The following is a 23,047-nucleotide window of genomic DNA, read 5'->3' as shown; positions in this document are numbered from 1 at the left end:
GACAGCGGCATGTCTGAGCAGGACATCGAGTGTCGGATCCAGCTGACCCACTCGGATTTCATCATGGCCAACCACCGGGTGCACGGCGTGTCCGTGCTGCCCGGGGTCACGTTCCTGGACATCGTCTACCGGGTGCTGACGGCCCAGGGGCTCGACCACCGGCGCCTCGCCCTGCGCGACGTCCGCTTCGCGGCCCCGGTCACCACGACCGAGGACCACGACCGGGAGCTGCGGATCGCCGTGGTGCTGTCCGAGCCGGTACCCCGGGTCCGCGTGGACAGCCGCCCCCTGTGCGACGGCACCCCGGACGGCCCGTGGCAGGAGAACTGCCGCGCCGAGCTGGACGGTCTCGGCGGCCACGCCGAGCTCGCCGAGCCGGGCACGGCGGTGTCCCGCATCGACATCGACGCACTCAAGTCGGGCGCCGTGCGTGTCGACGACATGGACCTGCTGTATGCCCGCACCCGCCGCGAGGGCATCCGTCACGGTGCCGCGATGACGTGCCTCGGCCGGCTGTACCGCGGGCCGGAGTACCTGCTGGCCGAGCTGCGCCTCGACCCCGCGGTGGCCGACCACGAGGACGCCTTCCACCTGCACCCGGCCAAGATGGACGCCTCCACCCTGGCCGCGTTCGGCCAGGACGAGGAGGTCGGCGAGGAGCCGTTCATCCCGTTCCACATCGGACACTTCCGGGCGCCCGGCCGGCTGCGTGGCACGGTGTACGCCTACATCCCGCACCCCGAGCGCCCCTCGAAGACCGGCGACCTGCTGCGCAACGACTACTCGGTGCACGACGGCGCCGGGCACCTCCTGGCCGAGTTCAGCGAGATGTCCTGCAAACGCATCCGCCACCCGGAGCTGATCACCCGCCTCGGCGCCGCCCCGCGACAGCCCGCCCCGGCCGCGGAGCCGGTGCACCCCGTTGTGGAGCCGGCAGTCCCGGCGGCGGACCCGGTGGTCGCGCTGGTGGGGCACCTCCGAGCCCGCATCGGCGAGCGGCTCGGCCGCGCCGCCGGTGATGTGCCGGTGGACGTCGGCTTCTACGACCTGGGCCTGGACTCGGTGGCGCTGCTCGAGCTGGGCGAGGAGCTGGAGACGCTGGCGGGCGCCACGCTGTATCCCACCCTGCTGTTCGAGCACGGCGATGTGGCGAGCCTCGCCCGGCACCTGGCCGGCGCCCACACCATCCACATCCCCACTGCCTCGCAGCCGGCCCACCCCCAGCCGGCCCCGACCACGCCGCGGCCGGCTGACTCCGGTTCCGCGTTCTGCCTGCGGCAACTGTGGGCCGACCGGCCGATCACCGCCGCCGGCACCGAGCCCGGCGATCTGCTGGTCATCAACGGCGGCACCGCGCTCGTGGAGCGGCTCCGGGCCGGGGCGCGCAGCGTCGTCACCGTCATGGTCGGTGCGGGCTTCGACCGGCTGGGCCCCGACCGGTTCCGGCTGGACCCGACGGACCGCGGCCAGGTCGGGCGGCTCCTCGACGCGCTCGCCGCCGACGGCCGGGAGATCACCGCATACGCCCAGATCGTCGATGCCGGGCCCGGGAACGGACCCGCCACCGCGGCCGCCGAGACCCTGTGGGTGCTGGCCGGCGCCCTGGTGGAGCGGCGGCTCACGAGGCCCACCCGGATCGCCGTCGTCGCCCCCGAGCCGGCCGCGCCGGAGCTGGAGGCCATCGCCGCACTCGCCGCCACGATCACCGGCGAGGTGCCGGCGCTGCGGGTCCGTCTCGTGGAGGCCTCCGAGCTGGAGCTCGCCGACGTGCTGCCGGCCGAGCTGGCCGACGAAGCCGAGGAGTCCTGGGTCCGGTACCGCGATGGTCGCCGGCAGGCGCCGGGCTGGGCTGACGTGCCGCTGCCGTCCGGTGCTGCCGAGTCCTTCCGGCCCGGGGGCAGCTACCTCGTCTCGGGCGGCGCGGGCGGCATCGCCGGGCTGCTGGCCGAGCATCTCGTGGAGCGGTACGGCGCGCGGGTCATGCTCGTGGGGCGCTCCACCGCGACCGCGGACCTGGAGCGTCGGATGGCGGGCTGGTGTGCGCGCGGCGGGGACGTCCGCTATGTCCGCGCCGACATCACCGATCCCGCGCAGGCCGATGCCGCGGCCGCGGCGGCCCGAGCGGCGTTCGGGCGCATCGACGGCGTCCTGCACTGCGCCGGTGCCGTCCGGGACGGTGTGTTCTTCCGCAAGCCGGTCGGTGACCTGCTCGCGACCTGTGCGCCCAAGCTCGCCGGCACCGTCAATCTCGACCGGGCCACAGCCGGGGACCCCCTGGACTTCTTCGCGCTGTTCTCCTCCCTGTCGGCCGTGTTGCCGAATCCGGGACAGGCCGATTACGCCTACGCCAACGCGTTCCAGCTGGCCTACGCACGGCAGCGCGCGGCCCGCGCCGACCGCCCGGGCCGGACACTGGCGATGGCCTGGCCACTGTGGAGCGACGGCGGCATGCGGCCGTCCGCCGAAGCCGTCGAGCGCTCCACCGGCCGGACCGGGATGACGCCCCTGCCGACGCGCGTGGCGTTGGAGCTGTTGACCCAGGCCCTTGCCGGCGGGCCGAGCGTGCTGGCCGTGCTGCACGGCGACCCGGACCGGGTGCCGCACCTGGTGGCGAAGGCCGCCGAGCCTTCCCCCGTGGTCGTGCCCGATCGGGAGACGGCGGTCGCCATCATCGGGCTTGCGGGGCAGTACCCGGGGGCCGAGAACCTTGACGCGTTCTGGCGCAACCTGGCCGACGGGCGCGACAGCATCGTCGAGGTGCCGCCGGAGCGGTGGGACCATGCCGCCTACTTCGATCCGGACCGCAGCGCCGGCGGGCGTACGTACGGGCGATGGGGCGGGTTCCTCGACGGCGTCGACCGGTTCGACTTCTCGTTCTTCGGGATCTCCCGCAAGGATGCCGGGCGGATGGACCCGCAGGAGCGGCTGTTCCTGATGGCCTCCTGGCGGGCGCTTGAGGACGCGGGGTACGCGTCGGGCTCGCGCAGTGCCCAGAGCGTCGGTGTCTACGTCGGCGTGATGTGGAACCACTACCAGCTGCTGGCCGAGCAGGACGGTGGGGTCGCCCCGCCGGCCATGCACGCGTCCATCGCCAACCGGGTCTCCTACTGTCTGGACCTGCACGGCCCGAGCATGGCGGTGGACACGGCGTGCTCGTCGTCGCTCACTGCGGTACACCTGGCGGTGGAAAGCATCCGGCGGGGCGAGTCGGACCTTGCCCTCGCCGGTGGGGTGAACGTGACAATCCACCCGCAGAAGTACCTGCAGCTGGCGCAGGGGCAGTTCCTGTCCTCGGACGGGCGGTGTCGCAGCTTCGGCAGCGACGGCGACGGGTACGTCCCGGGCGAAGGCGTGGGTGCCGTGGTGCTCAAGGCGCTCGACCGGGCGCTCGCCGACGGCGATCACATCTACGGCGTCATCCGCGCGACGGCGCTCAACCACACCGGCCGCACGAGTGGCTTCACCGTGCCGAGCCCGTCGGTCCAGGGTGGACTCGTCCGGGCCGCGGTGGCGCAGGCCGGCTGGGACCCGGCCACGATCGGGTACATCGAGGCGCACGGCACCGGCACCTCCCTCGGCGACCCCATCGAGGTCGAGGGGCTGCGGCAGGCGTTCGCCGGCGCGGGGCTGCCGAGCGGCTCGTGCCCGATCGGCTCGGTGAAGTCCAACATCGGCCACCTCGAGAGCGCCGCGGGCATCGCCGGGCTGACGAAGGTGCTGCTGCAGCTGCGCCACGCCGAGCTCGTACCCTCCCTGCACTCCTCGACCACCAACCCCAAGATTGACTTCACCGGCACGCCGTTTCGGGTGCAGCAGACGCGGTCGGCCTGGCCGAAGGCCGCCGGCGGCACCCCGCGGCGGGCCGGCATCAGCGCGTTCGGCGCCGGTGGCGCGAACGCGCACCTGCTCGTCGAGGAGGCACCCGAGGCGGCCGTTCGCACCGGGCGTCCCGACGGCGCGTGCCTGTTCGTCCTCTCCGCCCGCAGCGACGCCGCACTGCGGGAGCATGCCCAGCAGTACGTGGACTTCCTGGCCGACCGGCGGCCTTCGGCCGGTGCCGAGGAGCGGGTGGCCGTCGCTGTCGCGCAGATGCTGGCGGTACCGGTTGAGGCGGTGGACCACCGCGAACCGCTCGGCGACCTCGGGCTGGACGCGGCGGGGCTGCAGGAGCTGAACCGGCACCTCGACGGGCTCGGCCTCGGCCGCGCCGGGAGCGGCCCGGCCACCCTGGACACCACGATCGCCGAGCTCGCCGCCGGCGGCTCGGCGGACGACCCCTGGCTGCTGGCGGATCTCACCTATTCGCTGCAGGTCGGGCGCACGCCGATGAGCAACCGCCTCGCCATCGTCGCGGCCGACGTCGCCGCGCTGCGCGACACCCTGTCGACGTTCCTGCGCTCCGGACCGAGCGACGCCCTCTGGACCTCCGCCGCGGGCGGGAAGGCCGGGCTCGCCGACAGCGGTGCGGCCCTGCGCGAGGGACGGCTGGCCGAGGTCGCCGCACACTGGGTGGCCGGTGGCGAGGTCCGCTGGCCCACCGGCCAGGCACGCCGCCGGCCGCTGCCGACGTATCCGTTCCAGCGGGAGGTCTGCTGGCTGGGCCGGCGTCGGCGGACCGACGACCCGGTGCGGATCATCGCGGGGCCCGAGGAGGACGTGCGGATCGTGGCGCCGCCCATCGCGCCGGCGGTCCCGCCGGAGCTGGGGGCCGGCGGCGGGGAGGGCGTCGAGATGCGCGTCCTCGAGCCGGGGATCGCGCTGCTGACGATGCGTGACGACGGCGGCCGGAACATGTTCACCGCCGCCATGATGGAAGGCCTCGAGTCCGCGTTCGCCCGGATCGCCGCCGACGACGCGATCAAGGCCGTCGTCGTCACCGGCACCGAGACCGTCTTCAGCATGGGCGCCACCGCCGACGCGCTGGAGACCCTGGCCGGTGGGGGCAGCCGGTTCACCGACGCGCCGTTCGTCTACGAGGGCATGCTGCGCTGCGACAGGCCGGTCATCGCCGCCGTGCGCGGGCACGCCTCCGGCGGCGGGCTGGCGTTCGGGCTGTATGCCGACATGGTCGTCATGGCGCGTGAAGGCGTGTACAGCGCGAACTTCATGAAGTACGGGTTCACGCCGGGGATGGGCGCCACCTACATTCTCGAGCAGCGCCTCGGCCCGGTCGTCGCGGCGGAGATGTTCTTCACCGGCCGTCCGCTGGAGGGTGCGGAGCTGGAGCGCCGCGGCGCGAACGTGTCGTTCGCCGCCCAGGCCGACGTCCTCGCCGTCGCGCTCGGGCTGGCGCGCTCCGCCGCGGAGAAGGCCCCGCACGCCGTCCGGGTGCTCAAGCGGGACCTCGCCGACCGGGCCCTCGAACGGCTGCGGCCGGTCATCGTCCGCGAGTCGGCCATGCACGACCAGGTCTTCGGCGCCGACTCGGTGTCACGCATCCAGGAGCACTTCGCGAAGGTGAACGGGTTCCGGGCTGAGCCGGCGCCGGCCCCTGTCGCGACGCTCGCCCCCCGCACGACGCCGGCTCCTGCTCCCGCTCCGGCTCCGGTCCCGGCCCAGGTGCCGCAGCCCGCGGCCGAGGCGCCGCCGGCCGGGCCTGACCCCGCGACGGTGGCCGCCGTGGTCCAGGACGTGCTGTGCGCGAGCCTGTACCTCGAGAAGTCGGAGATCGACCCGAAGCTCAACTTCAACGAGATGGGCCTGGACTCGCTCGGCGCCGTCGAGCTGGTCCGCGAGGTGAACCGCGCCTTCGGCCTCGACATCGACTCGGTCGCCGTCTACGACCACCCCACCATCCCGCAGATGGTGGCGCACATCGGCGAACTGCTGGAGCGCGACCGCAACCTGCGCGCGGCAGCGACGGCGGCGGCACCCCGGGCCGTGCCGCCCGCCCCGCAGGAGGCGGCACCGGTCAGCCTGGTCAGCCTCCGGCCGGTCAGCGAAGCGCCGCCCGCCGCACCACCACCCGCTGTCACCCTGCAGCCGACGGCACCGACACCGGCGCCTGCTGTCGCCCTGCAGCCGACGGCACCGACACCGGCACCGCCCGTCGCCGAAGCGCCGACCGTGGCCGTAGCGCCGTCGCCGAGCCCCGTCACCGGGCCGGAGATGGACGACCGGGCCGTGCCGATCGCCGTGATCGGGATGTCGGGCCGGTTCCCGGACGCCTCCGACCTGGACAGCTTCTGGCACAACCTGGTCACCGGCCGGGACAGCGTCCGCGAGGTCCCGGCCGGCCGCTGGGACGTGGCCACCTACTTCGACCCGGACCGTCGCACCCCCGGCCGCACGTACAGCAAGTGGGCCGCCCTGCTCGACGACGTCGACCTCTTCGATCCGCAGTTCTTCCGCATCTCGCCCCTCGAAGCGGCGGCGATGGACCCGCAGCAGCGGCTGTTCCTGCAGACCGCCTGGTCCTGTGTCGAGGACGCCGGCTACGCGCTGACCGGTGGAGCCAAGCGCCGCTGGGGCGTCTTCGTCGGCTGCGCCGCCGGCGACTACCTCGACCTGCTGCGCCCCGAGCAGCAGAGCGAGACCGCGCACGCCTTCCTCGGCAACTCGAGCTCCGTGCTGGCCGCCCGGATCGCCTACCTGCTCGACCTGACCGGCCCCACGATGGCCGTCGACACGGCCTGCTCGTCGTCGCTCGTCGCGGTACACCTGGCGTGCGAGAGCATCCGCTCCGGTGAGTGCGACGCGGCCCTGGCGGGTGGCGTGGCGCTGATGCTGACGCCGCGGATGCACGTGCTGACCAGCAAGACCGGGATGCTGTCGCCCACCGGTCGTTCGGCCCCGTTCGACGCCTCGGCCGACGGCATCGTGCTGGGCGAGGGCAGCGGCGCCGTCCTGCTCAAGCGTCTCGACCGCGCCCTTGCCGACGGCGACCGGGTGCACGGCGTGATCCTCGGCAGCGGCGTCAACGGGGACGGCCGCACCAACGGCATCACCGCCCCCAGCGCGCTCAGCCAGGCGGACCTGATCCGCCGGGTGCAGCAGCGGGCGGGCGTCGGCCCCGCCGAGCTGTCCTACGTGGAGGCCCACGGCACCGGAACACCGCTCGGTGACCCGATCGAGGTCCGGGCCCTGGACATGGTGCTCGGCACCGACGGCGACTCCTGCGGCATCGGTTCGGTCAAGAGCAACATCGGCCACACCACGATGGCCGCGGGCGTGGCGGGCCTGCTGAAGGTCCTGCTGGCACTGCGTCACCGGACCCTGCCGCCCTCGCTGCACTACGCCACCACCAACCCGGAGATCGACTTCACCCGGGGTCGCCTGCGCCCGATCGCCGCCGCGGAGCCGTGGCGGCCGGGGAGCTCGGGCCGGCTCGTCGGCGCGGTCAGCAGCTTCGGCTTCAGCGGCACCAACGCGCACCTGATCGTCGCCGAGCCCCCCGCGCCGACCCGCCCGGCGGGCGCGCACAAAGGCCCGTGGCTCGTCCCGGTCTCGGCGCTGGACCGCCCCGCGCTTGTCCGCTCCCTGACCATCCTCGCCGACCGCCTCGAGCGCCACGACTCCCTGGCCGACACCGCGTTCACCCTCGCGCTGGGCCGCGCCCACCTTCCCGCCCGCGCGGCGTTCGTCGTGGCTGATCTCCCGTCTTTGGTACCGCTGCTGCGGTCCGAGGCCGCAGGACGTTCGCAACCCCGCGGCGACGGCGAGCTGCACGAGTCGGCTGCCGCATTCGTCCGCGGTGAGGACATCGACTGGCACGCCCTCTACGCCGACAGCGGCGGCCGGCGCACGAGCCTGCCGACCTACCCCTTCGCCCGCGAGCGCCACTGGATCGACGCCGGCCCCGCGACCCCGGCCGTCTCCGCGACACCCGCGGTGCCGGTGGAACCCGCAGCATCGGTGGAACCGGCGGCCTCGGTCGAGCCGGGTATCGGGCCGGTGGACTGGATCGTCGCCGACCACGTCATCGGCGGCACCCCGCTCCTGCCCGGTGTAGCGTCGTTCGAGCTGGTGGCCGCCGCGTCGGCCCGGCCCGCGGACTCGCTGCGGCTGACGTCGGTGCAGTGGCTGCGACCGTTCGAGGTCACCCAGCGCCGCGAGCCGGCGGTGGTCATGAACGGCGACACGTTCGAGCTGTCGGCCCAGCCGGGCGGCCCCGCCTGCACCCGCGGACGCGTGGCGCCGGCCGACGCCGCGCCGGTGGCCGAGCTGCTGGACCCCGTCGCCATCGCCGCACGGTGCGCGAACATCCGCACCCGAACCGACATCTACCCGGCCTTCGCCGCGGCCGGCATCGCCTACGGCCCGTCGTTCCAGGCCCTGGACCTGGTCCGCTACGGCGAGAACGAGGCTCTGGGCACGATCACCGTGCCCCCGGCCCGCGCCCGCGAGCTCGGCACCCGGCCGCTGCACCCCGTGCCACTCGACGCGGCGCTGCAGGTCATCATGGTGCTCACGGCTGACGAAGGCCGGGCGCAGGTCCCGTTCGCGCTCGCCGCACTTGACGTCTTCGGCCCGGTCCCGGCCCACGGCTACGCCCACGTGATCCGCGACGGCGCCGCCTACACCGTTCGCCTGGCCGACCTCGACGGCCGCGTCCTGGTCCGGCTGACCGGCCTCGCCCTGCGCCCCGTCCGCGAACCGGAGCCCCCGATCGGCCTGTACGTCCCGTCCTGGGCGGACGCCGCACCGCTCGCCACGGACCCGGTCACCGCCGGCCGGGCGCTTGTCATCCACGGCCCGGAGCAGCCCGATCTGGCCGAGGCGATCGCCGCCGCCCATCGAGCCGGGGGAGCCGCGGCGAGCACTGTGGCATGGCAGGACGCACCCCTCGCGCTGGCAACCGCCCCGGACGAGGTGTACTTCCTCGCCGGCCGGCGCGCGGCCGGATCGGAGAAGGCCCTCTTCCGGGCAGTCAAGGCCCTGCTGGCCAACGAGTTCGCCCGCCGGCCGCTGCGGCTCAAGGTCGTCCTGAGCGGCGCGGTCGACGTGGACGGCGGCCCGGTCACCCCGTCGGGAGCCGGTACGCAGGGCATGGCGGCGACGATCGCCGCCGAGTATCCGCAGTGGACCGTCGGCTGCATCGACATCGGGTCGCACAGCGCTGCGGTGACCGTCATCGCCGAACGACTGCGCCACGAGCGCTGCACCGAGCGGCTGGTCGCCTGGCGTGCCGGCCGCCGGCTGGTCCGCACGCTGGTCCCGGCCGACGTGACACCGGTGCGGGGCCGATCCGCTCCAGCCGGCTTCCGGGCGGGTGGCACCTACCTGATCGTGGGCGGTGCCGGCGGGATCGGGCAGGCGCTGTGCCGTCACCTGGCCCGGACGGTCGGTGCGAAGCTCGTCATCATCGGCCGCAGTGCCGCCGGCGAACGGACCGCCGCGCTGCTCGCCGAGATCGAGCAGCTCGGTGGCCAGGGGCTGTACCTGTCGGCCGACACGAGCGACCCGCAGGCCCTGCGCCTGGCGGTGCGGCAGGCCCGGCGGCGGTTCGGGGCGTTGCACGGCGCCTTCCACGCGGCCCTCGTCCTGCGCGACCGCACCCTGGCGCGGATGGACGAGAGCGACCTCGACGCCGTTCTGGCACCCAAGGTCGCCGGCGCGGTGACGTTCGGCGAGACGCTGCGGACCGAGCGGCTGGACTTCCTGACGTTCTTCTCCTCCGCGGTGTCGTTCACCGCGGCGGCCGGCCAGGCGAACTACGCGGCGGCCAGCACGTTCGAGGACGCCTACGCCATGCAGCTGCGCCGCCGGTGCGCCTTCCCGGTGTCGGTGGTCAACTGGGGGTACTGGGGCAGCGTGGGCGTGGTCGCCGACGAGCGGCACGCCCAGCGCCTGGCCGGCTTCGGCGTGCGGTCAATCGACCCGTCGGAGGGCATGGCCGCCCTCACCGCCCTGCTCGCGGGCGGCCTGCCGAAGGCGCTGGTGATCAAGGCGAACGACGAGGGACTCGCCCGCCTGGGCGTCCGGCCCCCGGCACCCTCGGAGCAGGCCGGCACGACCGATCCGATCGCCCGTGCCCGCGCCGCGTTTGCCGAGCTGGAGCGGCTGTCGGTCGCCCTGGTGACCCGGCGGCTGGAGGAGGCCGGCGCCGGGCCCGCGACGGCGACGTCGGGCGAGGTGCTGGCCACCCGCCTGCGCGCCCTGCCGGAGCGGCGAGGGCTCGTCGACGCCGTCGCGGAGATGCTCACCGACAGCGGCACGGGCCCGGACGCCCCGGTGACCGCGGACGCGCTGCTGGCCCGTTACCCCGACCTGGCACCGCACGTCGAGCTGCTGACGCGCAGCGTCGAGGCGCTTCCCGACGTGCTGAACGGCAGCCGCGGGGCGACCGAGGTCCTGTTCCCGGGCGGCTCGGCCGACCTGGTCGAGCGCGTCTACCGGGGACAGCGGTCGGCGGACCACTACCACCGGCTCCTCGCCGAGCAGGTCGCCGCGGCGGCCGCGCGATTCCACCGCGAGCTCGGGCGCCCGGCCCGGATCCTCGAGATCGGCGCCGGGACCGGGTCGAGCACGGCCTTCGTGCTGCCCGCCGTCGACGGCACCCCGGTCGACTACTGCTACACCGATGTCTCCACCGCGTTCCTGCGCCGCGGCGAGGACGCCTTCGGCCCGCGGTACCCCTCGGTGCGCTTCCAACGGCTCGACATCGAGCAGGACCCGGCCCCGCAGGGCTTCGCCGAGCACGGCTACGACATCGTCGTGGCGACGAACGTCCTGCACGCCACCGCCCGGATGGCCACCACCCTGGGCAACGCGCGCCGGCTGCTGACCCCCGGCGGGCTGCTGCTGGTCAACGAGGTCACCCGGTCGTCGCACTTTCTCACCCTGACCTTCGGGCTCACCCCGGGCTGGTGGCGCTTCCAGGACCCCGCGGTCCGCCTGCGGCACACCCCGCTGCTCGGCCCCCGTCAGTGGCAGCGGTCGCTGGCCGAGGCCGGCTTCGTCGGCGTGCGCACCCTCGGGTTTGCCGGCACCGACCCGGACCGGCTGGAGCAGTGCCTGTTCGTGGCGACGGCCGCGACAGTCCCGTCCGACGCCGCGGCCCCTGCCCCGGCGGCGGTGCGCGACTACGTGCGGGACGTCTTCGCCGAGGTGCTCCGCTTCGATGCGGGTCGCCTGGAGGACCGGGTCACCTTCGAGAACTACGGCGTCGACTCCCTCGTCAGCCTCGACATCGTCGGCCGGTTGGAGCGCGACCTCGGCTCCCTGCCCGCCACCCTCCTGTTCGAGCAGATGACGATCGCCGACCTCGCGACCTACTTCCTCGAGCACCACGCCGATCGCCTCGCGGCCGTCCTCGGTCACCCCGAGCCCGCCCCGGCGGCACCGAGGCTCGACGAGCCCGTGCGAACGCCGGCCGAACCGCCGGCGCGGGAGCAGGCGAGCGCGCCGGTCGAGACGCAGGTGGCGGAGGAGGACATCGCCGTTGTCGGTGTCGCCGGGCGGTATCCCGGGGCGCCGGACGTCGAGGCGTTCTGGCGGCTGCTGGCCGACGGGCGGACCGGCGTCACCGAGGTGCCGGCCGATCGCTGGGACTGGCGCACCCACTTCGACCCGCGCAAGGGCACCGCGCAGCGGACCTACAGCCGGTGGGGCGGCTTCATCGACGGCGTCGACCAGTTCGACCCGGCCTTCTTCGGCATCCTCCCGCGCGACGCGGAGAACATCGACCCGCAGGAGCGGCTGTTCCTGGAGACGGCCTGGGAGCTCCTCGAACGGGCCGGCCGTCTCGGCGAGAGCACCCGGGAACCGTCGACAGGTGTCTTCGTCGGCACCATGTACGGCTCCTACGGCCAGCTGGCCGCGGCCGGCTGGGCCCGCGGCGAGCTGAGCGGCGCCCACTCCGCGTACTGGTCCATCGCCAACCGCGTGTCCTACTTCCTCGACCTGCACGGGCCCAGTTTCGCCGTGGACTCGGCCTGCTCGTCGTCGTTGCTCGCGGTACATCTGGCCTGCGAGAGCATCCGGCGGGGGGAGTGCCGGACGGCGATCGCCGGCGGGGTCAACGTGCTCCTGCACCCGGCCCACTTCGTCGCGCTCAGCTCGCTCAACATGCTCTCGGCCGACGGCCGCAGCAAGGTCTTCGACGCCGCCGCGGACGGCTTCGTGCCGGGCGAGGGCGTCGGCGCGGTCCTGCTCAAGCCGCTGCGCGCCGCGATCGCCGACGGCGACGAGATCTGGGGCGTGCTCAAGGGCGGCCTGGCCAACGCCGGCGGCAAGACCGGCGGCTACACCGTGCCCAACCCGGGCGCTCAGGCCGACCTCGTCGCCAAGGCCGTCCGGCGGGCCGGCGTCGACCCGGCCACGATCGGCTACGTGGAGGCCCACGGCACCGGCACCGAGCTCGGCGACCCGATCGAGACCGCCGGCCTGAGCCGCGCCTTCGACACCGACGAGCCGGGCGGCAGCCGGCGGGCGATCGGGTCGGTGAAGGCGAACATCGGTCACCTGGAAGGCGCGGCCGGAATCGCCGGGCTGACGAAGGTACTGCTGCAGCTGCGCCACGGCCGGCTCGCGCCCTGTGCCCACCTCGAGACGGTCAACCCGAAGATCGGGCTCGACCCGCAGCGGTGGTACTTCCCGCGCGAGCTGACGGACTGGCCCCGGATCGCGGCGGACGTGCCACGCCGGGCCGGGGTGAGCTCCTTCGGGGCGGGCGGGTCGAACGTCCACCTCGTGGTCGAGGAGTACATGGGCGCGCCGGTGGCGCAGCCGCGGGTGATCGGGCAGGAGCACGTGTTCGTGCTCTCGGCGCGTACGCCTGGACAGTTGCGCACGTACGCGGCTCGGGTGGCGCAGTTCCTGGGCACACCGGCGGCGCTGGACATCCGGCTGGAGGACCTGTGCTACACGAGCCAGGTCGGCCGGCGGGCGATGGCCGAACGGCTCGCCGTGCGGGTCCACAGCCCCATGGACCTGGCCGCGAAGCTGTCCGCGTACGCCGCGGGCGATGAAGCTCCCAGTGCTGAGGTTCCGGACGGCGCAGCCGCGAACGACCCGGTCGCCGCCTGGGTCCGCGGTGCCACGGTGGACTGGGCGGCTCGCTGGCCGGCACCGGCGCCGCGGCGGATCGGCTTCCCGACCTACCCCTTCGCCCGCAGCCGGCACTGGCTCTCGACGGTGCAGGAGACGGTCATGCGGTACCAGCGCCCCGCGTGGGACCTGAGTCCCGCCGCGGGCAGCTCGTGGCGGCCGCGGGTGTTGCTGGTGTCGACCGAGGACCACCCGCTGGCGCAGGAGCTGCGACGAATCGCCGAGGCGGCGGGCACGCACGTCGAGGTGGCGGCGCCGGGTGCCGATGTGTCGCGGACGGTGGAGAGCCTGGCGGGGCGTGGGCTGCTGCCCGATGCGATAGTGCACACCGGCTCGCCGGCGGACCCCGGCTCGAGCCTGCTGTCGCTGCTCGAGCTCGTTGCCGGGGTACTGCGGGGACGCTCACCGTCGCCGCTGCGGGTCGTCTACGCGCACACCGGGAGCGCGCCGCGGGACGTCATGGTGGCCGCGGCCATCCGGACCCTCGCCCTGGAGCACTCCGGGGTCGGCGGTGCGCGGGTCCAGTTCGAGACCGGCGCCTCCGCCGGCTTCCGGGCGGCGCGGCTGTTCGAGGAGCTGGCCTCGGCGGCCACCGGCGCGGTGGAGGTGCGCATCGGCGACGGGGTTCGCTCGACCAAACGGCTCGAGGAGTTCACGCCTGTCGCGGCGGCCGCCCCGCCGGTCCGGCCGGACGGGACCTACCTCGTCACCGGTGGTGCGGGAGCGCTCGGCCGGCACATCGCGCGGCTGCTCGCCGAGGCCGGCGCGGGCCGTATCGTCCTGGTGGGACGCTCCCGGCCGAGCCGGGCCGTGGCGGACAGCATCGCGCAGCTGGGTGCGGCGGTGGAGTACCGGCGGGCGGACATCGCCGACGAGGCGGCCGTGCGCGGCCTGGTCGCCGAGATCGGCGCGCTGCACGGGATCGTGCACGCCGCCGGGGTCACCCGCGACGCGCTCGCCGTGCGCAAGACAGCGGAGCAGGTGGCCGAGGTCCTGGCGCCGAAGGTCACCGGCACGGTGCTGCTGGACGCGGCGACGGCCGGGGCGCCGCTTGACTTCTTCGTGCTGTTCTCGTCGGTCGTCGCCGAGACCGGCAACCCGGGGCAGGCCGACTACGCCGCCGCGAACGCGTTCCTCAACGCGTTCGCCGACGAGCGGGAGTCGCGCCGGGCACGCGGGGAACGCCGGGGCCGGACGGTCGCCATCGGCTGGCCGCTGTGGGCCGACGGCGGGATGCGGGTCGACGAGGCGACGCGGAAGCTGTTCGCCCAGCGGTGGTCGATGGTGCCGATGAGCACGGCGGCGGGGCTCGACGCGTTCCGCCGCGGGCTGGCCGGGTCACAGACCTCGTTCCTGGTGGCGCAGTGCCTGCCCGCCGCGGTGCCGCCGGAGTCGCAGGCACGTGCGGTACCGCAGCCGGATCTGGCCGATGCGGCGGACCCCGAGCGGCTCCGGGCCGGGGTCGAGGAGCGGCTGCGTGGGCTGGCGTCGGCGTTCCTGCTGGTCGACGTGTCCGAGGTGGACCTGCGCGACGACCTGCTGGAGACCGGGTTCGACTCGATCTCGCTGACCGAGCTGATCACGCGGGTGAACGACGTGTACCGCCTCGACCTGCTGCCGACGGTGCTGTTCGAGTGCGCGAACCTGGCGCTGTTCGCGCAGTATCTGGTCCGGGAGCACCCGGCCGAGATCGCCGCGACGCTGCCGCCTGTCGCACCCTCGACGCCCAGCACGCCGACCGCATCGACCGCACCGGCTGCCGTGACGAGCACGCCGGTCGCGCCGAGCGAGACTGCACCGGGCGCGCGGGTCGTGGCGGCCGGCTCGGCGCGAGGTGACGTGGCGGTCATCGGGATGGCGGGCGTGCTGCCCGGCGCGGCGGATCTGGGGGCGTTCTGGGCCGGGCTCGCCGCCGGTGCGGACCTCATCGGGGCGGCGCCGGCGGACCGGCTGGAGCTGCACGCGCACGCCGACACCCGCGAGGTGCGGGCCGGCTTCATCGCGGACGTGGCCGGGTTCGACGCCGGCCTGTTCCGCATCTCGCCCGCCGAGGCGGCGCTGATGGACCCGCAGCAGCGGCTGTTCCTGCAGGCGGCCTGGCAGTCCGTCGAGGACGCGGGGTACCGGCCGGAGAGTCTCGCCGGCACCGACACCGGGCTGTTCGTGGGCGTGTCGACCACCGACTACGCCGACCTGCTGCGTGCGCACGGTGTCGCGGTGCAGGCGCACACGGCCAGCGGGATCGCCCACTCGATCCTGGCCAACCGGGTGTCGCACGTGCTGGACCTGCACGGTCCCAGCGAGGCCGTCGACACCGCCTGCTCCAGCTCACTGGTGGCGATTCACCGCGCGGTCCAGTCGATCGCGGCCGGTGACTGCACCCTCGCCCTGGCCGGCGGCGTCAACGCGCTGCTGAGCCCCGGGCTGTTCACGGCGTTCGCGCAGTCGGGGATGCTGAGCCCGGACGGCGCCTGCAAGACCTTCGACAAGGACGCCGACGGATACGTCCGCGGCGAGGGCGTCGGTGTGATCCTGTTGAAGCCGCTGGCCGCCGCCGAGGCCGACGGCGACCATGTCTATGCGGTCATCCGCGGCACCGCGGTCAACCACGGCGGCCGCTCGGCCTCGCTGACGGCGCCGAACCCCGAGGCGCAGGCCCGGGTGGTGGCGCGGGCATACCGGTCGGCGGGCATCGACCCGGCGACCGTGACGGCGATCGAGGCCCACGGCACGGGCACCCGCCTGGGCGACCCGGTCGAGGTCGAGGGATTGAAGAAGGCGTTCGCGGAGCTGTACGGCGACCGCGGGCACCCGGCACCGGCGGCGGCGCACGTGGCCATCGGCTCGGTCAAGACCAACATCGGGCACCTGGAAGCGGCGTCCGGGATCGCCGGGGTGCTGAAGATGCTGCTCGCCATGCGGCACCGGAGCCTGCCGCCGAGCATCCACTTCGCCGAGCCGAACCCGTACCTGCGGCTGGACGGCACGCCGTTCTTCGTCAACGACCGGCTCCGGCCCTGGGACGGTGTGGCCGGCCCGGACGGTCAGGCGGTGCTCCGGGCGGGCGTGAGCTCGTTCGGGTTCGGCGGCAGCAACGCCCACATCGTGCTGGAGTCGGCACCGGCACCGGCGGCGGTGTCCGGGGCCCCCGGCGGGCCGCGGCTGCTCGTGCTGTCCGCGCGGGGCGAGACGGGGCTGCGCGAGTACGCCGGGAGCCTGGCCGATGCGCTCGGCGCGGGTCTGGACCGGGTCGCGTACACGTTGCAGGTCGGCCGGGCGGCCTACCCGCATCGGCTGGCCTTCGTCGCCCGCGACGAGGAGCACGCCGCCGGTGTCCTGCGCGCCTTCGCCGCCGGCGAGACACCGGCCGAGGTTCACCGGGGCGTGGCGCCGGCGGGTGCATCGGCCCGCGTCGGTGGTCCGGCCGATGCCGCCTCCGCACCGGGCGGGTCGCTGGAGGCCGTCGCCACCCGGTGGGTGGCCGGTGCCGCGGTGGAGTTCGGCGAGCTGTGGCCGGGCGCCGTGCCGGGGCGCACGCCGCTGCCGGGCCCGCCGTTGCAGCGCCGCACGTTCTGGTTCGACGACCGAGTTGATCAAACCTCAAGGGAGGAAGCCATGCCGCAAGCGCCCGAACCGGGCCGGCCCGCAGCCGTCGCTGTTCGACGGGGCAGTCGGGTGAGCCTGGCACCGGTCTCCGCCCAGCGCCGCACCGCCCCGCCGGCCGCCGTCCGTGAGCTGCCGCCGCCATCGGATCCGGTACCGGCACCGGCCCGGACCGGCGCGTACGCGGTCATCCGCGACCAGGTCGCCGACATCCTGGGCCTGCTGCCGGAGGAGGTTGCCGCCGACCGGCCGTTCGCCGACCTGGGCCTGGACTCCATCTTCCGGATGGATCTCGCCCGGCGGCTCAACACCGCGTTCTCGCTGGAGCTGCAGGCGGCCGAGCTGTACGAGTACGACACCGTGAACCTGCTGGCCGGCCACGTCACCGTGGGCGGCAGCACCGGCCGGGACGCCGCGGAGAGCGTCGAGCCGCCCGCCGTCGTGAGCGTGGCCCCGGTCGAGGGCGTCCGGGCGCTTGTCGTCAAGCTCGTCGAGCGGGTGCTCGCCCGGCCGATCGACGAGACCCGGAGCTTCACCGACAACGGGCTCACCTCGTTCGACATGCTGCGGATCGTCAGCGCGCTGGAGCGCCGCTTCGGTGCCGTGCGCAAGACGCTGCTGTTCGACCGGCCCACCGTCGACGCCCTGACCGATCATCTGACCGGCGAGTACGGACCCGACCGCAGTGCCGGGCTGCTGCGCGCGAGCCTCGACGAAGCCCCCGACAGCACGGGCGGGCCCGTGAGCCTGGTCCCGGTGGCGGCGCCGCCCGGGGACGGTCCGCTGATCATCCGCAAGCGGCTGCTCGGCGAGCTCCCGCAGGTGTCGGCGCTGCTCGACGAGATCGACCTGGCCCACGCCAAGGAAGGCGGTCTCGCCGGTCGCGACATCGCCCCCCTGGCCTTCGTCGGCTCGGCCCGCCGGTCGTACTTCAACTTCTCCCGCCGCGACGAGCACCTGTTCGCCTGGAGCTACGCCGGCTCCGAGGAGGACTTCGCACCGCTGGTGGAGGAGTGGATCGCCTACGCCACCCGCCACGGCCTGCGGCCCAACTTCCTGTCGCTGCTGCCCCTGGGCGAGGTGGCCGGGGTGCCGCTGACCGCCACACCGTTCGGCGCGGTCCAGCGCCTCGAGGACCTGGCCGCGTTCACCCTCGACGCCGCCGGGATGAGCCGCCTGCGCAACCTCGTGCGGCGGTTCGGCCGCTCCGGGCGGTGCGAGGTGGTCGAGTACCGCGTGGGCGACGACGCGGGCACCGACCGCGAGATCGCCGACATGGTCGACCGGTGGGGCGCGCACAAACAGATGGTCAACCCATACGTCGGGATCGTCCGCGACGAGCTGGGGCAGGGCCGGCTGGCGGGCCGGCACCGGGTCTTCCTGACCCGCGTCAACGGCACCCTCGCCAACGTCGTCATCATCACCAAGATCCCGTCCGAGCCGGGCTACCTGCTGGACCTCGAGTTCTATCCGCAGGAGATGGCGCGGGGCGGGCTGGAGTACACCATCGTGGCGATTCTGGAGAAGCTCCGTGACGAGGGCAGCGCGCTGTTCAGCTTCGGCGCCAGCTTCGGTGTCCGGCTCGGCAGTTCGCCGACCGCCGACCCGGACGTGGAGGCGGGGCTGACGGAGCTGCGGTCGGCGGGCATCTTCGGCGAGGGCAACTTCCAGTTCAAGAACAAGTTCCGGCCGCGCAACGCGGCGATCTACCTGTGCCGCCCGGCGCAGGGGCCACGCACGGCGGTCACCGACGTGATCCTCATGATCGCGAACCCGGACATCGACGCCGACGTCCCCGGCATGCTGCACGGCGGCACCCCCGTGCCGCGCCCAGCGCCGGCCGCCGTCAAGGCAGGGGAAACGGCAAAGGTCCCGGCGAAGGCTCCTGTGAAGGCCCCGGCGAACGCCCCGGCCCGAGACCTGGCCGGCTGCGGGTACAACCCGTTGAATATGGCCCACGCCGACGTCGAGATCGACCTGCTGACCGACTCCTGGGCGGAGCTTGCGACCCCGGCGGTGGCCGCACGGGCCGCCCACCTCGACGAGCTCGCCGCCCGCCGGCCCGATCACCGCAGCGGCTGGACCGGCCCGTCGTGGCTGCCGTTCGAGCACGCCGTCCTGACCTCCTCGGGCAAGGCCGCCGAGGCGCTGCTGTGCCGCAGCTGGGCCGGCCCCCGCGGCACCGTCATCCACAACGGCCTGTTCCCGAGCTGGTCGCTGAGCCTCGCCGACGCGGGCTTCGCCGCCGTGCGGACCCCGAATGTCGGTGACCGCCGGCCCCGGCCGACCGGCCTGTTCCAGGGCGACGTCGACCTGCCGCTGCTGCGCGGCCGCCTGGCGGAGATCAACGGCGGCACCGCGTTCGTGGGCATCGAGCTGAGCGGCAACGCGACAGGCGGCTACCCGATCTCGGTGGCCAACCTGCGGGCGGTGCGGGAGATGGCCGCCACGCACGGCGTGCCGATCGTCCTGGACGCGACCCGGATGCTGGAGAACGCGGCGTTCGTGGCCCGGCACGAGGAGCAGTGGCGCGGCGCGGACCTCTGGGACGTGGTGCGGGAGCTGCTCAGCCTCGCCGACGCCGCGACCTTCAGCCTCTCGAAGGACTTCGGCGTGTCCTTCGGCGGTCTCGTCGCCACCCGCATCCCGGCGCTCGCCGACCGGCTGCGGGAGCACGAGGCGATCCGGGGCCGCGAGGTGGGCCTGGCCGCCCGCAAGATGCTGACGGCGGCCCTGGACGACCGCGATGGCGTGGCCCGCCAGGTGACCGAGCGGATGGAGGCGGTCCGGGCGCTGTGGACCGGCCTGGACGCCGCCGGCGTGCCGGTGGTCGCCCCCGCGGCCGGACACTGCGTCCTGCTCGACCTCGAGCGGGTCGAGCGGCTGGCCGGCTCGGCGCTGCCCGCCGAGTCCTGCCTGGCCTGGATCTACGGCGGCACCGGCGTGCGGGCGGCCCGGCACCTGGGCGACCTCGGCCCCGACGCGCCGTCGGGCCGGCACCTGCGCCTGGCCGTCCCGGTCGGCCTGACGGCCGCCGAGGCCAGGGACATCGCCGGCCGGCTGGCCGCACTCTGGAGCGACCCGTCGCCGATCCCGGAGCTGCTGCCGGTCGAGGGCCGGCCAGGCCACGCCGGGGCGCCGCTGCGCTACCACCCGGCAGCCGAACTGCCCGAGGACATCGAGCAGGCGATGCGCGAGGGGCACCGGGCTGCCGACGACAACGTGACGGTGCTGCGGGAGCACGCACCCGGGGTGCGGCGCCTGCTGCTGGGCCGCCCGGACCGGCCGGTCGAGGTGCTGACCGCCGGCGACGGCCCGGTCCTGCTGCTCATGCACCCGTTCAACATCGGGGCCGGTGTCTTCGCGCACCAGTTCGCCGGGCTGAGCGACCGCTTCCGGCTGATCAGCGTGCACCACCCCGGTGTGGGTGCCACCGCGGCCGCCGAGGATCTGACGCTCGACGGGCTCGCCCGGCTGTACCGCTCGGTCCTGGACGAGCTGGGCGTGACCGAACAGGTGCATGTGCTCGGGTCGTCGTTCGGCGGGCTCGTGGCGCAGAGCTACGCCTTGCAGTACCCCTCCGGATGTGCCTCGCTGACGCTTGTCGGCAGCTCATACAAGGTGGGCAACCGTAACGGCGAGGTCAACCGGCTGTCGGTGGTGGCGGCGGAGGACTTCGACCGGATCGTGGCGCACGCGTCGTCGGCGCGGATCGGCCGGGAACGGGCCGGGCTGGAGCGGCTGCTGCTGCGCTGCGAGAGCATGGACCCGGAGATCGGGCTGCGGTTCCTCGACGTGTTCGCGGCCCAGCCGACGCTGTTCGGGCGGCTGCCCGACATCGAGGTGCCGACCCTGATCGTGCAGGGCCGCCATGACACGGTGATCCCGGCGAAGGCGGCGCATCTGCTGCACGGCGCGATCCCGACCGCGCAGTACGTCGAGCTCGCCGGGGCCGGGCACTTCCCGTGCCTGACCCATCCGGACGAGGTGGCCGACGTGGTCCTGCCGTTCCTGGCCGCACACGCACCCCTGGGCAGTTCGCGATGACCGCCGCACTGGAGGCCACGACGCTTACCCGTTCGGAGCTGATCTGGCCGGGCATGTGCGGGCACAACTCGCTGTTCGCCGGGCAGATCGGCGACTGGACCTGGGACGCGGTGGGCCGGCTGTGCGGCACCGACGTGCTGCGGGCGCACAACGCCGCCGGCCGGCCGACGTACCTGTCGTTCTACTACTACCGCATCCGGGGCAGCCGCCGGTTCCACCTTCGCAGCCCCACCTTCGGCGACCGGCTGCGGATCACCACCGGCCTGTTCGACTTCGGCAGCGAGTCGGTGCTCGCCCTGCACCGCATCACCCCGGAGCGCGGCGCCGACGTCCCGCTGGACCTCGACGAGTTCTACGCCGGGGACGGGGACGGCCTCTACGTGGAGAACTTCAACCGCTGGGTGACCCGGGGCACCGCCGGCTCGAACGAAGGGCTTGTCCGCTCCTCCCCGGTGGACTTCCGGCACCGCCATCTGCCGTCGCTGCCCGAGCGGTACAACCCGCGGGTGGCCTGTCACCGGGCCCGGACCGCACTGTCCTTCGTGGACGAGGACCGGGGGCATGTCCCGGACGGCGCCGAGCTGCACGTCGACTACGAGCTGGACGCCGCCCGCGACCTCAACGGCGTCGGCCTGCTCTACTTCGCGTCGTACTTCTCCATTGTCGACTGGGCGCTGCTGCGGCTGTGGCGTGGCCTGGGCCGCTCGGAGCGCTCGTTCCTCGACCGGATCGTTGTCGACCAGCAGCTGTGCTACCTCGGCAACGCAGACGCCGGCTGCGTGGTCACGGCGTCGGTGCGGCGCTGGCGGGCCGCCGGCGACGAGAGCCGGGAACTGTTCAACGTCGTGCTGCGCGACCGCGGGACCGGACGCGTCCTGGCCGTCTGCACCCTCACCGTCCTGATAGGAGACGCCACATGAGCACCGCCGATGCCCGCGCCCGGATGGCCGAGCTGGTCCGCAACACCGTCGCTGAGATCCTGCCCGGGGTGCCGCGCAGCGCCATGACCGGCGACCGGCACCCGAAGGACCTCGGCGCCGACTCGGTGGACCGCGTGGAGATCATCCTTGCGCTCATCGACCGGGTGGGCGTGCGGGAGCCGATGGCCGCCTTCAGTGAGCTGCCCGACCTCGACGCGCTCGTGGACTTCCTGCTGAGCAAGGAGAAGGAAGGAGCAGGGCATGCGGTACGGCATTGAGGCACTCAACGTGTACGCCGGGGTGGCGCAGATCCCGGTGCCGGCACTGTTCGCCGGCCGGGGACTAGAGCCGGACCGGCTGACCAACCTCATGATGTACAACCGCTCGGTCGGGCTGCCGTTCGAGGACCCGGTGACCAACGCGGTCAACGCGGCGAAGCCGATCGTCGACGCCCTCGACCCGGCCGACCGCGCCGCGATCGAGGTGCTCGTCACCTCGACCGAGTCCGGGCTGGACCTCAGCAAGTCGGTGGCGTCCTATGTCCACGACTATCTCGGGCTGAGCCGCAACTGCCGGCTGCTGGAGGTCAAGCAGGCCTGTTACGCGGCCACCGGGGCGTTGCAGCTGGCCACGGGCTACCTCGCCGCGGGCGGCTCGCCGGGCGCGAAGGCGCTCGTCATCGCGACTGACGTGGCCCTCGTCGACGCCCGGGCCGGCTACGCCGAGCCGGCGACCGGGCACGGCGCCGCGGCCGTGCTGCTCAGCGACGACCCGCGGGTGCTGGCCGTGGACCTCGGCGCGTTCGGCTGCTACAGCTACGAGACGATGGACTCGGCCCGGCCGTCGCCGTACTTCGACATCGCCGACGTGGACCGGTCGCTGTTCGCCTACCTGGACTGCCTCACCAACAGCTTCGCCGACTACCGCTCCCGGGTCGACGGCGCGGACTTCGCGACGACGTTCGACCACCTCGTCATGCATACGCCGTTCAGCGGCCTGGTGCGCGCCGCGCACCGCAAGATGATGCGGGAGACGGGCCTGCCGGCGGCCCGGGCCGAGGAGGACTTCGCCCGCCGGGTGCAGCCGTCGCTTGTCTACCCGGCCCAGGTCGGCAACCTCTGCTCCGGGTCGGTGTACCTCGCCCTGGCGAGCCTGCTCGACCACGCCGACCTCGGCGACGGGGCCCGGGTCGGCCTGTACTCCTACGGCTCGGGCTGCTCGTCGGAGTTCTTCAGCGGCGTGGTGGACAGCGCCTCCAGCGCGGCGGTGGCCACGCAGGGCATCCGCGAGCGGCTGGCGCTTCGGCGGGAGCTGAGCTTCGCCGAGTACGAGGCCCTGCTTCCTGAGGCGCTCCAGACGCTGGCACCCCAGGAGCACCGCACGGTCGACCTGGAGCCCTACGCGGACTTCCTCGGCGGTGACCGGCCGTTGCTGGTGCACGCCGGGACGAAGGACTACCACCGGACCTACGAATGGCGATGAGAGAG

Annotated in this window: 4 protein-coding genes; all 4 read left to right on the top strand. The window is 74.0% G+C overall.

All coding sequences use genetic code 11. The features are described from left to right. Positions 1-9: 9 nt before the first annotated feature. The 4 genes from Dvina_RS37640 to Dvina_RS37625 are packed head-to-tail and all read left to right on the top strand — an operon-like array spanning position 10 to position 23,042. Positions 10-20,640 (top strand): SDR family NAD(P)-dependent oxidoreductase, encoded by a 20,631-nt coding sequence (locus Dvina_RS37640; protein ID WP_223094318.1) that lies wholly within the window; start codon positions 10-12, stop codon positions 20,638-20,640. Beyond that, on the top strand, positions 20,637-21,560 hold the full coding sequence (locus Dvina_RS37635) for an LnmK family bifunctional acyltransferase/decarboxylase (protein ID WP_223094316.1): 924 nt from the start codon (positions 20,637-20,639) through the stop codon (positions 21,558-21,560). Before Dvina_RS37640 ends, Dvina_RS37635 begins: the two co-directional genes overlap by 4 nt. Beyond that, complete coding sequence (locus Dvina_RS37630) at positions 21,557-21,838, top strand: acyl carrier protein (protein WP_223094314.1); 282 nt, start codon at positions 21,557-21,559, stop codon at positions 21,836-21,838. Before Dvina_RS37635 ends, Dvina_RS37630 begins: the two co-directional genes overlap by 4 nt. Beyond that, positions 21,822-23,042: a hydroxymethylglutaryl-CoA synthase family protein gene (locus Dvina_RS37625; RefSeq protein ID WP_223094312.1), complete on the top strand. Its 1,221-nt coding sequence runs from the start codon at positions 21,822-21,824 to the stop codon at positions 23,040-23,042. Before Dvina_RS37630 ends, Dvina_RS37625 begins: the two co-directional genes overlap by 17 nt. Positions 23,043-23,047: the final 5 nt, after the last annotated feature.

The organism is Dactylosporangium vinaceum, assembly GCF_019904175.1.
In the GTDB taxonomy this organism is placed as follows: Bacteria; Actinomycetota; Actinomycetes; order Mycobacteriales; family Micromonosporaceae; genus Dactylosporangium; species Dactylosporangium vinaceum.
The sequence above is the reverse complement of the archived record's forward strand: the minus strand, read 5'-3'. Positions and strand labels throughout refer to the sequence as shown.

Bases quoted from the DNA above. Each gene is read 5' to 3' on its own strand.
- Dvina_RS37640 (WP_223094318.1), top strand. From the start codon at position 10: ATGTCTGAGCAGGACATCGAGTGTCGGATCCAGCTGACCCACTCGGAT.
- Dvina_RS37635 (WP_223094316.1), top strand. From the start codon at position 20,637: ATGACCGCCGCACTGGAGGCCACGACGCTTACCCGTTCGGAGCTGATC.
- Dvina_RS37630 (WP_223094314.1), top strand. From the start codon at position 21,557: ATGAGCACCGCCGATGCCCGCGCCCGGATGGCCGAGCTGGTCCGCAAC.
- Dvina_RS37625 (WP_223094312.1), top strand. From the start codon at position 21,822: ATGCGGTACGGCATTGAGGCACTCAACGTGTACGCCGGGGTGGCGCAG.